Origin of the sequence: Gracilibacillus thailandensis, from assembly GCF_010994055.1 — a bacterium.
GTDB classification, from domain to species: Bacteria; Bacillota; Bacilli; order Bacillales; family Amphibacillaceae; genus Gracilibacillus; species Gracilibacillus lacisalsi.
Genome location: NZ_WJID01000088.1, coordinates 1 through 15,355, shown reverse-complemented (window position 1 = coordinate 15,355; position 15,355 = coordinate 1). Strand labels below are relative to the sequence as shown.

15 protein-coding genes are annotated in these 15,355 nt (G+C 36.0%); 5 read left to right on the top strand and 10 right to left on the bottom strand.

Annotated elements, in window-relative coordinates; genetic code table 11:
* Positions 1 to 151 precede the first annotated feature (151 nt).
* The 4 genes from GH715_RS19480 to GH715_RS19465 are packed head-to-tail and all read right to left on the bottom strand — an operon-like array spanning position 152 to position 4,312.
* A complete protein-coding gene (locus tag GH715_RS19480; RefSeq protein WP_153836903.1) occupies positions 152 to 928 on the bottom strand; it encodes a PHP-associated domain-containing protein in 777 nt (258 codons plus the stop codon).
* A gap of 12 nt (positions 929 to 940) precedes the next feature.
* Complete coding sequence (locus tag GH715_RS19475) at positions 941 to 1,750, bottom strand: energy-coupling factor transporter transmembrane component T family protein (protein WP_153836902.1); 810 nt, start codon at positions 1,748 to 1,750, stop codon at positions 941 to 943.
* Positions 1,734 to 3,431 (bottom strand): ABC transporter ATP-binding protein, encoded by a 1,698-nt coding sequence (locus tag GH715_RS19470; protein ID WP_153836901.1) that lies wholly within the window; start codon positions 3,429 to 3,431, stop codon positions 1,734 to 1,736. The genes GH715_RS19475 and GH715_RS19470 overlap by 17 nt, the downstream gene beginning before the upstream one ends.
* On the bottom strand, positions 3,428 to 4,312 hold the full coding sequence (locus tag GH715_RS19465) for a DUF8171 family membrane protein (protein ID WP_153836900.1): 885 nt from the start codon (positions 4,310 to 4,312) through the stop codon (positions 3,428 to 3,430). The genes GH715_RS19470 and GH715_RS19465 overlap by 4 nt, the downstream gene beginning before the upstream one ends.
* Before the next feature lie 175 nt (positions 4,313 to 4,487).
* On the opposite strand from GH715_RS19465, the gene GH715_RS19460 reads away from it, so the two are divergent.
* Both GH715_RS19460 and GH715_RS19455 read left to right on the top strand, forming a co-directional pair.
* Positions 4,488 to 5,309 (top strand): MurR/RpiR family transcriptional regulator, encoded by an 822-nt coding sequence (locus GH715_RS19460; protein WP_153836899.1) that lies wholly within the window; start codon positions 4,488 to 4,490, stop codon positions 5,307 to 5,309.
* Between the two features lie 116 nt (positions 5,310 to 5,425).
* Positions 5,426 to 6,901: a methyl-accepting chemotaxis protein gene (locus GH715_RS19455; protein ID WP_153836898.1), complete on the top strand. Its 1,476-nt coding sequence runs from the start codon at positions 5,426 to 5,428 to the stop codon at positions 6,899 to 6,901.
* Between the two features lie 158 nt (positions 6,902 to 7,059).
* On the opposite strand, the gene paiA is transcribed toward GH715_RS19455, so the two are convergent.
* Both paiA and GH715_RS19445 read right to left on the bottom strand, forming a co-directional pair.
* Positions 7,060 to 7,578: a spermidine/spermine N(1)-acetyltransferase gene (paiA, locus tag GH715_RS19450; RefSeq protein ID WP_153836904.1), complete on the bottom strand. Its 519-nt coding sequence runs from the start codon at positions 7,576 to 7,578 to the stop codon at positions 7,060 to 7,062.
* Positions 7,579 to 7,599: 21 nt separating this feature from the next.
* Positions 7,600 to 8,052: a MarR family winged helix-turn-helix transcriptional regulator gene (locus GH715_RS19445; RefSeq protein ID WP_153836897.1), complete on the bottom strand. Its 453-nt coding sequence runs from the start codon at positions 8,050 to 8,052 to the stop codon at positions 7,600 to 7,602.
* A 176-nt stretch (positions 8,053 to 8,228) separates the two neighbouring features.
* On the opposite strand from GH715_RS19445, the gene GH715_RS19440 reads away from it, so the two are divergent.
* The 3 genes from GH715_RS19440 (at position 8,229) to GH715_RS19430 (ending at position 11,432) form a co-directional block, all read left to right on the top strand.
* The gene (locus GH715_RS19440) at positions 8,229 to 8,915 is read left to right on the top strand and encodes a response regulator transcription factor (RefSeq protein ID WP_153836896.1); all 687 of its coding nucleotides are present in this window, start codon (positions 8,229 to 8,231) and stop codon (positions 8,913 to 8,915) included.
* The gene (locus GH715_RS19435; RefSeq protein ID WP_153836895.1) at positions 8,912 to 10,264 is read left to right on the top strand and encodes a sensor histidine kinase; all 1,353 of its coding nucleotides are present in this window, start codon (positions 8,912 to 8,914) and stop codon (positions 10,262 to 10,264) included. The genes GH715_RS19440 and GH715_RS19435 overlap by 4 nt, the downstream gene beginning before the upstream one ends.
* Positions 10,265 to 10,805: 541 nt before the next feature.
* Positions 10,806 to 11,432: a PepSY domain-containing protein gene (locus GH715_RS19430; protein ID WP_153836894.1), complete on the top strand. Its 627-nt coding sequence runs from the start codon at positions 10,806 to 10,808 to the stop codon at positions 11,430 to 11,432.
* A gap of 148 nt (positions 11,433 to 11,580) precedes the next feature.
* Here the strand turns inward: GH715_RS19430 and cyoE are convergent, their stop codons facing one another.
* The 4 genes from cyoE to GH715_RS19410 form a co-directional block, all read right to left on the bottom strand.
* Entirely contained in the window at positions 11,581 to 12,441 is an 861-nt protein-coding gene (gene cyoE, locus GH715_RS19425) for a heme o synthase (RefSeq protein WP_153836893.1), read from the bottom strand.
* Positions 12,442 to 12,453: 12 nt separating this feature from the next.
* On the bottom strand, positions 12,454 to 13,296 hold the full coding sequence (locus GH715_RS19420) for an SAM hydrolase/SAM-dependent halogenase family protein (protein WP_153836892.1): 843 nt from the start codon (positions 13,294 to 13,296) through the stop codon (positions 12,454 to 12,456).
* A gap of 139 nt (positions 13,297 to 13,435) precedes the next feature.
* Complete coding sequence (locus tag GH715_RS19415) at positions 13,436 to 14,476, bottom strand: arabinan endo-1,5-alpha-L-arabinosidase (protein WP_153836891.1); 1,041 nt, start codon at positions 14,474 to 14,476, stop codon at positions 13,436 to 13,438.
* A gap of 99 nt (positions 14,477 to 14,575) precedes the next feature.
* A complete protein-coding gene (locus GH715_RS19410; RefSeq protein WP_153836890.1) occupies positions 14,576 to 15,295 on the bottom strand; it encodes an SDR family oxidoreductase in 720 nt (239 codons plus the stop codon).
* Positions 15,296 to 15,355 lie beyond the last annotated feature (60 nt).

Below are 15,355 nucleotides of genomic sequence, written 5' to 3'. Positions count from 1 at the left end.
ATCCCGTGGAAAGGGAAGTGGACAGCCGCAGCGATGGTTACCTGTACAAGTTATTTCAAAATGGCTACTCTGCTTACAAATGCGTTGATACCGCGGATTATATACTTTCCTATATTAAAAAAAGGATACCACCTTGGTGATATCCCGCCGGTTAAAGTGACACTGTGTCTACTTCCTGCAAATACTTTTTCATATATTTTTTCACTAATGTAGCGGACTTTACTTTTAGAGGTAATTGGTCGGAAATTCTTACTTGGTAATTTTGCTGGACAATAGCTTGTTTTAATTCTTCGCTATTGCGACAATCTTGCTCAAATTCATTTACGATACTACCATATTGCAAAAATTGATGAGTATCACTTCCGCCAACAACAGGTAAATCAATTTCTTCCGCTAATTCAAGCAACTCTTGGCGACAAGTCTCTACTCCTTTAGCATATAAATCCTTGCCATTTAAATCAAGTGCATCTAACCTTTTTAACTGTTCCCTCGAAACGTTTTGCGCTAATGGCGTACTATCTCGGTAAGGATGTGCACCAATTTTTATCAGAGAATACCCTTCCGCAAGATCCATCAACAAATCAAACGGAATAAAATAATCCTCTTCCATATAATCTGCTAATTGCTCACGTAGAGCACAAACTTCCTTTCGATCACCAATTAACAAAATATGTCCCACTTCTTGAACATCCACTTCTATACCTGGGAACAATTTCAATCCATCCAGATCATAATAACCATCTACATAGCTATAGTGTTCATCTAAAAAGGAATAGATATCAAAGAATCGAATTGTATTAAAATGCTCCGTTAACACTAAAGCTGTTAATCCATTTTGTTTCGCCTCGACTATCATTTCGCGGAAATAATCCGGCATAAAATTAGATTTTTTTGAAATCTTTACATGGCTGTGAAAATCAATAATCATACAAACACCTTCCTATAACAATATAAATAATGCTATCACGTAAATAGCAGAACCGAGCAAAAATAAATAATCTTGTCGTTTCATTTTTAATGAAGCTAATTTTAATTTCTTTACTTCAGGGTGATTAAACCCATACATACTTCCCTTTGTTTCTAGCGCCTCCACGGTTGTTCGTGCCCTTTTCGCTGTCGATAACAACAATGGATAGAATGAAAGCATCGCGATTTTAACAAAATATGCAATCGAGCGGATATATAAGAAACCATGCTTTTCAGGAGCTTTCCCACGTAAACGGAATGACTGAAACACATGATGATATTCCTCTATTAAAGTAGGTAACATCCGGTAACCATAGGCAATACTGAAGGAAACCTGACCTGGCACCTTAATTTTGAGTAAGCCATCACTTAATTTATCTGGATTCATCGAACAAAAAACCGAGATACTTGCTAATGAAATCGTCGATAATTTAACGGTTAAGACAAGCAGTGGTAGCATCGTTGTCCAATTACCACCGAAAAATAATGACACGACCAATAAGTAGCCACCTTGCCCCAATAACCCTAAACAAAGAATAAAAATAATGAGGGGACTGATTTTCGCCATATATGTTGTCACAATCATAAACAGACACATACCAATCAATACACGAACATCATGAATAAACCACGGTACAATGCCAAAGAACAGGTACCAAATAAATAATGTTCTTGGATCCAATTTTGCTAAGAAAGTATCTCCATTTCCATATGCCGTATTAAGTAATTCAATTTTCACTTGTTCTACCGATAATTTATCGGCAAATTTACGCGTATACTCCATTATCGACTTCCTCTCTTTGATAACGCTCGATAAACTCCTGTACCGTATAAGCAGGCTCTTCCCATCCTAATGATTTCGTAAGCGAAAAAACTTGTGGTGGCATAAGTCCTGCCTTTTCTAACAATCGATAATTTTGAAATACCGAAACACGATCTCCGTCATGAATGATTCTTCCTTCATGCATAACTATAATCCTATTAGCAAATTCACTGGCTAGCTGCATATCGTGTGTAGCAATCACGACTGCTTTTAATTGTCTTTTTAAGTCGTCCAGTAATTTGGTAATATGCTTTCTCGTTGCGATATCTAAATTAGCTGTTGGCTCATCTAACAACATAATCTCAGGATTCATTCCTACTCCAATCGCAAGTGATGCTCTTCGTTGCTGACCACCACTCAATAGTCGGCTGTCACGATCAGCAAGTTCAGGTAGCTCAAATTGTTTCAGTAATTTATCCACTTTTGTTTGATAATCTTTTACTTTACGAGATTTCATGAAAAATGCTACATCTTTCTCAACACAATCTTCGATAAACATTTGTTCAGGATTCTGATGAATATATGTTACTTTTTCCGCTAAATACTCGGGAGGCACATCTCTTGTATTCTCTCCATCAACGGTTACTTCTCCAGTCGCAGCCTTTACCAATCCTGTCATCAAACGCATAAACGATGATTTTCCTGCCCCATTATTCCCAACTAAAGCAATATAATCGCCTTCATGAATCGTACAATTAATTTCATGTAATACTTGTTTCTTTTCTCTTGTGATCGTTTTATAGGCAAAGTCAACATCTTCGTATGACACAATTGCTTGCTTCTGCTCCCTACTAGAAATATATGTACTATCTTTTGGTTCTGCAGTGGAAAAATGAGTCAAGCCTTCTTCTAACGTAACAGGTAACTTTCCGTCCATCCCTGTTTCCCGTGCTACTTGTGTCACCTGTGGCGGATAAATCTGGTGTGCAAGTAAAGTATCAACTTGATTTAACGCCTCTGTAACTGGTAACGAAAAATAGATCGTACCTTGATCCATCAGCACCACTTTCTTCGCGTAGGATGCAACAAATTCCGTATGATGTTCAATAACAATGATCGTCTTGTCGTACACTTCGTTTAATTCGGTTAAGATATCATAAATATCTTTAGCATGATGTGGATCAAGTTGGGCAACCGGCTCATCAATGATAATGATGTCAGGATTCAATGACAATACACTTGCTAACGCTAATAGGTGCTTTTGTCCACCACTTAACTGCCAGATAAAAGCATCCTTCTGCTCTTCTAAGCCAACTAATTTTAAGGCTTGGAGTCCTCTTTCATGGAAATCAGGCAGTCCATAGTGCAGAGGAGCAAAAGACGCATCCTCTAACACTCTTGGACTAACAATCTGATTTTCAAAATCCTGATAAACATAGCCAACATGCTTGGATAAATCTGCTACTTTGTAATCTGTTGTTTTATAACCATTTACTGTCACTTCTCCAGACATATCACCAACATAATAATGTGGAATTAAACCATTCAACAGCTTACACATTGTTGACTTACCACTACCATTTCCACCTAATATTGCTATAAAATCCCCTTTTTCAATCGATAAATTGATATTATTTAATACTGGATGTTCGGCACCTGGATACTGAAAGGTGACATTTTTTATTTCAATTTGAGATGTCATGATGGAATCTTTTCCTCCTGTTGGTCAGCAGCGTTTGTATTTGATTTTTTCTTGATCATAAACATAATCGTAATAATTGCTACTATTAACGCACCTCCAAGACTTACCCAGATAAACCAATCTCCAAACATTTCTAGAAAATCTGCTTCCCATTCGACATTAAAGCCTGCTTCTGAAAGGTATTCAAATAGAAAAGCTGCAGCAGCAAGAAAAATACCTGTAACGATTAATCGTGGACCAACGATTTCACCTAATGAATAGCGATCATGACGATCACGTGGTTTCATACCTAATAGCGGTTCGATTTTTCCATATAATCGCGGTACTAAATATAAAGTTGGTAACAAAGCAAATAGAATTCCTGAGAACAAGACATCATTAAGAAAAGCAAAGCCTTCCACAACTACAACACTTTCGGCTAACCCTGGTACAGCTTCCAACTCTTCGACACCGACCCAAACTTTTAAAATATCGACCATTGCACTAATCGCCTGATGAATAACCACACCTAAAATCGCTGCAGTTCCAACTTGCAACTTGTTTTTGGGGTCACGTACAAATGTCCCTGCTACATACATCGCTAATGAAAAAGCGATAAACTTCTCCAATTCACCAAAGCCACCAAATTGGCCGAGCATCAACTCACCGAAAATTACTTCTCCTAAAGATGCACCAATCGCAGCATATAACGGATGGAATAAAATACATAATGTTAAAGGAATAAAAGCAAAATACTCAATCGAAAATTCGATTGGACCAAGGTATGCACTTGGCACCAATTCCGTAATCATATTCGACAGACCATACAACGACATAGATAAAATAAAGACCATCATCTTTTGTGACTGTGTTAGCGTGTAACGTTGATTTAATGTTGCCATTTTTCTACCTCCTTTATTTGATTAACTTCATTGTAAAGAAGGTTTATTAATCTATGTTTGGAATGAAGTTAAGAGAGTGTAAATTTGTTAACTTTTATTTTCATAATGTAAATTTTTTATCATTATCAGTTATGAGGAAGATTCATTTGCTAGAATACAAACGAGGAGGGGTTATATGCTGCCATTTTCCATTGAAAAGGATCGATTAACACCTAGTCAAATGAAAATAGCAAATTACATTTCTAAGCATTTGCAACAAGTCTTACTGTCAACAGAGAAGGAAATTGCACAAGAGGTGGGAGTAAGTATAGCCACTGTTTCTCGCTTCTGGTCGATGATTGGCTATCACAATTTAAAAGATTTTAAACAACAGATGAAAAAGAAGCTAGAAGTATCTCCTGCAGGTAAGATTAAACGAGTGCCAAAGCAACCATCACATTATCTTACATTAGAAAAAAGCCTGTCATTACTGCAAGAAACGTTCGATAATATGGACCAAGCCCGCTTTCACCAAGCACTTGACCTGCTTTATCGGGCCAATCATGTTTATATATTTGCTAGCGGACCTTCCAAAGGACTAGGTGAATTACTGGTTTATCGAATGAGACGTTTTGGCATATCGATTCACTTAATAGAACATCAAGGAAATGAATTGTTAGAAGAGTTGATTCATTTTAAACAAGGGGATGTTGTGATCATCTTTGCATTTGGAAGGTTACTGCCTGAAGCGAGAGTCATCTTGGACTACCAGCGAGAAATTCATTTTCAAACCATTATGATTACCGATCAATTAGTAGCAGATTTCACATCCTTGTCGACTATTAATTTATTTGCAAGTAGAGGGGATGCTAACGAATTCCATTCTATGGTAGCACCTACTATATTAGTGGAAAATCTTATACTTGGATTAAGTTTAAGAGACCACACGAATAATATTGAAAGATTGGAACACTTATCTCGTTTAAGAAAAAAGTATGATAAAGAGCTTCCACGATAAAAATAAATACGTCTATATCCCTATAATTGTAAAAATGTATTGTAACTATTTACTTATTTATTTATACTTAAAGTAATAGAACATCATTTCACACATAGGAAAGGAAGACTATAGACATGGACTTTATTCAAACGATGAAACACAATGATACCAAGCATAAGAATATTTTAATGATAAGCATTCTAGCGATTATGATGAGTGCAGGAATTATATTATCATTCGTTACGAATCAAACGACCTCAACTATACTCTATAGTAGTGAGCTCATTTTAGGTGTTATCTTTTTTATCATATTTCAAAAAGGAATAAATAAACCGCATGTTTTACCATATTTACTTGTTGTCATGTACTTCAGTCTTATCTTTGTTTTTATAGCTATTCAAGGAGCAAGTGCATCGATTTTTATGATCGTTCTCTTCCTAAGTATATTTTCAGGCATTCAAATGAATCGTAAAGTGTTTTACACAGGATTTGTTATCGGTTTGTTGGTGATAGGATATAATTTCTATGTAATGGATAAATCGGATCAATTAATGGTAGATTTATTCCTATATACTTTAATCACTTTTTTATTAACGGCAGTGATTTTTCACTTCATTATTAAAATGGCGAATAACCAAATGACACAACTTGCCGACTTGTTACAATCATCTGAATTAGATAGTTATAACAAAGAACAACAAGGACAAGTAGTCGAAAAATCGATGACGAACATCTTGGAAAAAATCGCACAGGTTAATGACAAATTGCAAGACAATGTCAAAACTCAAAATGATCTAAATGCTACCATTCAAGAAATCTCTCACGCTAGTCAATCACAATCAGAGCAAATTTCTGATATTTCCAATGCCACCAATGATACACGGCAAAATATAGATATCGTCGAACAGACATCTCAGCACCTCTATGACGAAGCTTTACAAGCGAGTGAATTAACATTGTCTGGCAAAGAAAAAATGGACACATTAAATGAAAATAATCGTATCCTAGAACAGACGATTGGTGATTTAAGTAGAACCTTTGCTGAATTAACCGATAAAATCAAAGAAACAAATGGTTTTGCTGACAATATTAAAGAAATTACCGAACAAACCAATTTACTTGCCTTAAATGCATCTATTGAGGCAGCACGTGCTGGTGAAGCAGGGAAAGGATTTGCCGTTGTAGCGGATGAAATAAGAAAGCTCGCTGACTTAACAGGTGAGACAACTGAAAAAATCACAAGCAATTTATCTGCATTAAATGATACTAACGACTCGGCGGTTGCCCAGATGGATAAGAGTATGCAAAATTTTGTCGATGGTATGCAAACGTCTGAGGAAGTAACTGGCTATTTTGAAAGACTCACGACAACGATGGGAACATTAAATGACGCGTTACAGAACTTTTCCCAATTAGCTAAGCAAGTACAGCAACAATCAAACGGTGTAGATGGGTCCACTAATGATTTAGCAGCGATTATCGAAGAGACTTCTGCAAGCTTAGAAGAAATGAGTTCAACGATTACCACTTTAACCGAAAGCAACAAAGAGCTGGCTGAATTATTAGATGAAGCCGTTGAGGATTCAGAAACATTAAAGAAACAGTTCTAAGTTTTATAATAAGGATAGAGGAGCAGGATAATTGTGCTCTATCTATCCTTTTTTGTATTTCACATGCCCTAGATATTTGTTTTTCAGTGGTTTTAAAAATTTTCGCAGTGAAGAATGATTTTAGCTTAACTTAGCTTTTACTTCTAGCTTATTGAATTTTATATGAGTGTTTTGCTCATGATAAAGTCCGTTTGTTCCTCGTCACCCATATAAAAAGAGTGGATCCCAGTTTGAACAAACCCCATTTTCTGATAAAAGGCAATAGCCTTTTCATTTTTTTCCCATACGCCAAGCCAGACTATCCGTTTATTTTGCTCGATGGCAATTTCCATCGCTTTATCTAACAAATATTTGCCTAGCCCACGTTTTTGAAACGTACTCTTTATATAAATCCTTTCGATTTCAAGTGAATCATCATCCATTTCTTCAGACTGCGCATCATTGGTATTGACCTTTAAATAGCCAGCAATTTCATTATGAAAATAAACAAAATAGAATTGCGAAGACACATTGGATAATTCTTTTTCTAACTGTTTCACGTTAAATGCCTTTTCCAAATAAGCATTCATATTTTCAGGTGAATTCTGATGTTTAAATGTCTCATTAAATGTTTCATAGCTAATTTCTTGAAGTTTATACAAATCTTCAAAGGTACACTGTCTTATATTGATCATCATTTTCATATGGCGCTCCTTTAATCAATACTCTCTCTTGTTCCCTTTTTTAACAAATTCCCAATCTTTTTCTATATTTTCTCTTACTCTTTGAAGAAGGTTGTAGATGATATCTATCTCTTTTTGGGAAAACCCGTTCAATGCAACCGTATTGGAATAATCGTTTTCTCTTTTGATAAAAGGGTAAACATTTTCCCCTTTCGTTGTTGGAAAGAGTTTTTTAATTTTCTTGTTATGGTTGTCTGCTTGCTTTTCAATAAAACCATTTAATTCAAGTTTTTTTATAGCGCGTGCTGCTGTTGTTCGATCTACTTTGATCATTTCAGCTAGCTTTTCTTGAATAACGCCTGGGTTTTCACATATGCGCACAAGATACAAATACTGCCCTTTTGTTAGGTCAAATTCTTTAAATTCTATATTACTTATAGAATCTAAAGCCCTTGCTATCATCCCGATTTCACGAAGTATTTCCTTCATTATTAACTCCTTAGCACTTATTTTTGTTGTATATGCAACAATAATGATACCTATCTAACATACCTTATTTTTATTGTATTTGCAACAAAAACAAAGAATTATTAATCACTTTTCATCTCTTACTGACTGCTACCTTTCCAATTTTGTGCTATATTTATTGCTAAGGAGAGGATTACATGACCAAGATTCTGATTGTGGAAGATGAAGAAAAGTTAGCTCGTGTATTAGAACTAGAATTAGGCTATGAAGACTACCAAACTACGATTGCCACTGATGGACAGACAGCTTTTCAACTTTTACAGGAAAATGATTATGATCTTGTTTTATTAGATATCATGCTGCCAGGGATGAGCGGACTTGAAATACTCAGACGCTATCGCAAAACGAATACTGCTACACCTATCCTTCTATTAACTGCTCGTGATGAAGTACATGATAAAGTCTCTGGCCTGGACTTAGGAGCTAATGATTATATAACCAAGCCATTTCAAATTGAAGAATTGTTAGCAAGAGTCCGAGCACAACTACGACAGGCCGGACCAGCTAACTTTCAGCAAGACCAACTAAACTATCAAGATTTAACGATTGATTTACAGTCACGAGATGTGACAAGAAATGGTGAAATAATTGATCTCACTCCGCGTGAATATGATCTACTTACCTTCTTATTACGAAACAAAAATCAAGTCTTCAGCCGTGATCAATTGTTGGATAAAGTTTGGGGATTTGATTATGTTGGAGATACTAATGTTGTCGACGTCTATATCCGTTATATCCGCAATAAAATCGATAAACCTTTCCAGAAGGTAACCATTCAAACCGTTCGAGGTGTTGGCTATACTATAAAGGATGTTATACGATGAAACTACGAACGAAAGTACAACTTTTTCTTAGTGGATTTATGGTTCTCGTTATTTTTCTCATCAATAGTGCAGTTTATGTTTTATACGAAGATCGAGTTAGTGATAATGAACTGAATCGAGTCAAGGCAGATGCAGAAAGGATTATGGAGGCAATAGTGAAAGGCTCAACAGTTGCGATTGAACAGGATAATTTACTGACAGCATTTCTTCCTGCCAATGGCATTATCCGCATTATTGATGAAAATGGGGAGCTTATTGAAAATGCTAGCACAGAGGATCAATTTGATGATTGGCCTTTTTCCTATTCACAAACTGAAAAGAGTCAGATAGCAAAAGATGAAAATAAAACTCCCTATGCACAAGTTTTGATGCCGATCATTTGGGAGGATGGCTCAATCGTTACATTACAAGTTAATGAAGCATTGTACTCCATGGAAGATTCATTACGTACACTTCGTCTTGTTTTATTTCTTACCGCAGGAGTCATGCTCTTCCCTGCATTATTTGCCGGATATTTTTTGTCACGCTATGTTACCAATCAAATTCAGACATTAACATTAGAAATGAGGAAAAATCCGAAGAATGGAAAATGGGAGAAACTCGCCATTAAAAGGAAAAATAACGATGAGATTAGTGAAATGCAGCAAGCTTATAATGCCATGATAGATCGGATCGAGGAAAATAGACAGAAGCAAGAACGTTTCGTTTCTGATGCTTCTCACGAGCTTCGCACCCCTATTTCTGTCATTAAAAGCTATACTGAATTATTACAACGGCGCGGAAAAGATAAACCGGAAATTTTTGAGGAAGCAACGGCTTCCATTCTTTCGGAATCTGATCGGATGCAGCATTTAACAGAACAAATGCTTCTTTTAGCCAAAAATGAAGATCAAGAAAATTTATTATTTGAGCAAGTGAATATCAATCAGATTACACGTGACGTCATTCGGTCATTATCTACCGCTTATCAACGTGAAATTAAATTTTATCAGGAAGTGGATCAAGATATCACCATAAGTGCAGACCGTAGAAAAATTCATCAGGCGATTTATATTCTAGTTGATAATGCTTGCAAATATAGTGAAGACATCGTGATTGTAAGGATGCGAGATAAACAGCAACTGTTATCGATTGATGTTGTAGATAAAGGAGAAGGTTTATCTGCTGAAGATCAGGAACATATTTTTGACCGCTTTTACCGTGTTGACAAAGCTCGCAGTCGAAAAGCTGGTGGGACAGGTCTTGGTCTTGCTATTTGCCACCAAATTATTCAGGCACATGGAGGAAGTATCCATATCACGAGTCAAGTGAATGAAGGGTCAACCTTTACACTTACATTACCAAAATGAGCTTATTTTTCTCATCAAATTCTCATTTTTCTCTCATGGTCTACTCATCGTGTTAGGATAAACTATACATAACATCTACAACGAATAATAGAAAAAAGATATTGGGTTTTATAAAGCTTAGTAGTAATTTCCTATATCATACCTTGCATTTTCACAGGGATGACAACTCAAATTGCCTGATCTGACACATGTTGTAGCACATGTATAAATCGAAGGCCGCCCACTTCCACTCCTGTGGGAATCGTTTGACCTGAAGATCCACTTTTTTGAGCGGTTTTGGCTCGAAAAAGTTAGCTGAAGGACAAACCCCACGGAAAGGGAAGTGGGCAGCCGGAGCGGTGGTCAAGTTGTTCAAATATTTCATCATTACTACTAAAGTAAAAAGTATAGCGAAGGCGACCGTTTAGAAACTAGTGGCTTCATAATTAACTGAGATAAAGGAATCACGGTGAGCATGGGACCCGATGATGCTAAGGTCGCTTTATTCAAAGAGGGAAATTTTATAATTTTCCAGAACACAAGAAATGAGGAGTGATCATGGATGAAAAATAAGCTTTTATATCCCTTAATTGTAGTAATCATAATCGGTGGTGTATTTGCCATTTACCATTTCACTTCTTCTCCTGCTGATGCCTATTTATCAGAAGAAGAAGCGAAAGAAAGAATATCGAAACAATACACTGGTGAAATCGCAGAAATAGAATTAGAAGACGACAACAACAAAAAGATATATAAAGTAAAAATCAAAGGAACAGATCGTGATTATGAGTTGAAAATAGATGCAGAATCTGGAGAAGTATTACTATTAAATGAAAAAGCTGTAACCGAAAGTGACAAATCTACTACAAATGAGGATACTGCAGTTGATGATAATACGGAACAAGAGGATAACAGTGGAACTAACAATAAAGAAGATCGTGATGATAGTAGCAATGAAGAAACGAAGCAGCAACCAAATAACACATTAATTTCTGCAGAAGAAGCAAGAGATATTGCATTAGATCAATATCCAGGTGCAGAAATTACCGAGTTTGAACAGGACGAAGATGATGGAAGATACCTATATGAAATCGAATTGATAACCGACAAAGAAGAAATTGATTTGGAGATTGATGCTTATACCGGTTCCATTATTTCCATTTCTAAAGATGAACTTGATGAAGACTAAAGCTATTTGACAAGATAACAAATGTTCAAGCAAGCGCAAAGTTCTGGAGGTAAACGACACTATTATATACAAAAGATGCCCCTCACCAGTGTAAGGAAGGGCATCTATTTAGATATTCGATAAAATTGCTTTTTTAGCAAAAATGGCTTTAAACAAATACAGCATATAATCCATAAACTACTACCAAATAAACTAATGAACTCGCAAATAAGAGATTTGCCCATTTTTTTACTGATGGTGTTTTAAATCCGATAACTCCAATGATTAACCAACCAACATTTAGCAATGTGATAAGGACATAAAATAAAGTGCTGAATCCACTCAAAAATAAAGGAATAAATAGCAACAATACTATATAAATATTCGTCCTACGAATTGTAGTCTGCAATCCACGTACAACGGGTAACATTTTTAACCCTGATCTTGCATAGTCTTCATACTTCCGAATAGCGATTGCATAGGTATGTGGCATTTGCCAAAGAAACATAATCGCAAAAAGACTTAGTGGAATAGGGTGAAACGCTGAATCAATTACTCCCCACCCCATCAATGGTGTAACTGCACCTGATAAACTGCCTATATGCGTATTCCACGTTACTTTTCTTTTCGTCCAAATTGTATATACAACAACGTACGTATACCAACCAATAAAACCATAAATGGCAACCTCTAAATTAATTAAAAGTAATAAAAATTGCCCAAATAAACTCAAAACTATTCCCATTATCAGAATCGCACGTAAAGAGATAGATCCGGTGACAGTTGGCCTGTTTTTAGTCCGTTCCATTAATTTGTCAACATCTGCTTCTAACCAATTATTTAATGTTAGAGCACCTGCAACCAACATTGCACTGCCGATCAGCAGCAATAAGAAATCAACCGAATAGTCACCGAAGCTAATATTATAATAACGTGCGGCGATAATAAATCCGAGCACTGTCGGTAACACATTCGCAATTAATACAAATCGTTTAAATAAATACTTTAATTCTGTCAAAACACTAATCATTCATTGAACTCCTTAACCCTTCTTTATATAAACATGCCAGTTTGAACCAGTTCCAATATTGTGAGCTTTAGCAAATGAACCTTGGTTGATGGCCACTGCCATGTTATCCAAAGAATTCACATACAACACTGGTTCTCCAATTTGTATGGCTGCGAAAGAACGACCAAATGTCATCTTATTTCGATATACCCTTCTCGTGTCATGGAGAATTTCTATCTCTACTGCTTCACCATAATCAATATTTAATTGGAGAAAAAGCTCTCTACTAATATTGGTCCACAAATTACCAAAACGGACATCCAATATATCAATTGTCCCGCTTATCATTTGCTCCTCAAGCTTTGGTTCATAAAATGGCAGACGTACAATATCATCTATTTCTAATTCCGGTCCAACGTTATCAAAAGAAATCACTCCTGCAGCTATTCGAGCACCTGTAAAGGCATAAATATCTCGGCCATGAAAAGGATGAGAAGCTCCTGACTTTGGTAACCGATTGATCTCTTCATCAATTTCTCTAATTTGCTTGATGCCCATTTTATAATAAATATGTGTTAGCGTACCATTATCTGGTGTAACAATATATTGATTATTCTTTGTTTTGACAACCACACTTTTACGTTCAGAACCGACTCCTGGATCTACGACAGATACAAAAACAGTATTTTCTGGCCAATAGGACACTGTTTGTAATAATCGATAAGACCCCGACCAAATATCAAATGGTGGTATATCATGAGTATTATCAAATATGTTAACGATTTTACTTACACTATGTGCAACACCTTTCATTGCACTAACTGCTCCATCCTCTAATCCGAAATCTGATTGTAATACTAATGGATTCATCATCATGATTACCCCTTTCTATGCTTAGCACCATTATACTATTATCTAGTAATGAAATGAAAGAATATCATTTGTATCCTAAATACTTGGGTACTTTCATGAAAAACAGGCATCCGCTATTAGATGCCTGTTTTTCTTCAAATAGTTAAAATGTTGGCCAATCATTATGCCAGTTTATTTTTCGGATTTGCATACGAATGACACCATCGGCATCTCCATCATAATAATGATAAACCATATAATAGTCGTCATCTTTCTGTATAATATCTTGCCCACCTGGACCAATTTGATTATTCTGGCTATCTAATATAATATCTCCACCGCCTTGTAATAGCTCTTCCCCTTTGGAATCAAGGTAAGGTCCGGTTACAGTTTCAGCACGACCTACCGCTACTTTATAGGTACTATCTACTCCATTACAGCAAGAATCCCAAGAAGTTAATAGATAAAAATAACCATCTCTTTCAAAAATAGTCGGTCCTTCGATAGCATTGTGTTGAGTTGTAGCTTGTCTGGAGGCAATTTTCGTCGCTTCTCCATTTAATTCTTTCATATTATCTGAAAGCTCTTGAACGACAATTCCACCAAAATGCGAGCCATAAACCATCCACCAACTATCTTCGGCTTCGAAAACCATCGGATCTATTGCGTTATATTCTGTTTCACCAGGTGCTGACGTAACAATCGGTCCATGGTCTTCCCAGCTAGTTATATTGCCTGGTCTAGTCGTACTAGCAACACCAATTCCGGATTGGTTTGTACCAAAGATGGACGCTGCATAATAGAGATAATATGTACCATCCTTTTCTACAACATGAGGAGCCCATAAATGTGCTGTATTATACTCAAAAATCCATTCCGGCACCGCTATTTCTCCCATCGCTGCCCATGGGCCTGCTAAGGATTCGGTAGATTTTCTTACGAAGATACCTCCAGGATTTTCTGTACTCCTTGCTACCCCTGTAGATACTACGAAAAATTCATTGTTCGCCTCGAATATCGACGGATCATGTACTGGATCATCAATCCCTAATGCAGGCTCATAGTCTCCGTATTCCCCAGTCATTTCCAATAAATTAACTTTTTTACCATTTGATAAACCATTTAATTCATCTCTATAAAGATTAACTACTATTAATATACCTAATGCTACTACAATAGCAATCCACATCTTTAATTTATCCAAAATAAAATCCACCTTCCTCTGTAATTCACCGTACACATTATAGCATAACATTAATATTAATGTATACGATTACAAAAAAAGGCGGATTAGATTAACAAATTAGATATCCATATAATTCCCATTATCATCAATAAATGCAAATGGACTCGATTTCCAGCCATTTTCTATAAGGTGATATATACTATCGGCTGTATCATCAGGATCTTTTGGTGCTTTCTCTTCCCCCATATCTGTTTTCATCCATCCTGGATGTACAGATACAACTTCCACTGGTTCATCCTTCAAATATACCTTTAATTTCTCAGTCAGCATATTCAAAGCCACTTTTGTCATACCATAAGGATAGTCACCACTATAAGCATTGGTAAGACTTCCAGCTTCAGAACTAATATTAATAATTGCTTGTGTTTCTGCCACATGTTGTTTAAGGCCTATTCGTAAAACCGGAAGGAAATGTTTCACTACTCGCATTGGTCCTAAAGTGTTCACATCAAATGCTTGCAGTACGGCATTCATATCCAATTCTTCAATCGTCTTTTCCCGTTCATTTAAAATAGCTGCATTATTTATAATCACATCTAAATATTGATCAGTCAATTTCACAGCTTCCGCGGCTTGCTTGACTGATTTTTCATTCGTTACGTCCATATGTATAATCCGAAGTTGTCCTTCATAAGATTCTTTTAAATTTTGCAATTCTTTTATATGTTTATCCGCTACAGAACGAACAGCAGCAAAAATAATATTACCTTGTTTCAGACCACTACGCACTAAGGCTAAACCTAATCCTCTATTAGCTCCTGTAACTAAAATTTTCATCATTTCACCCCATTCTTTATAATCGTATTGTCAAAGTTTTTCTTATTAAAATAGCTTTTT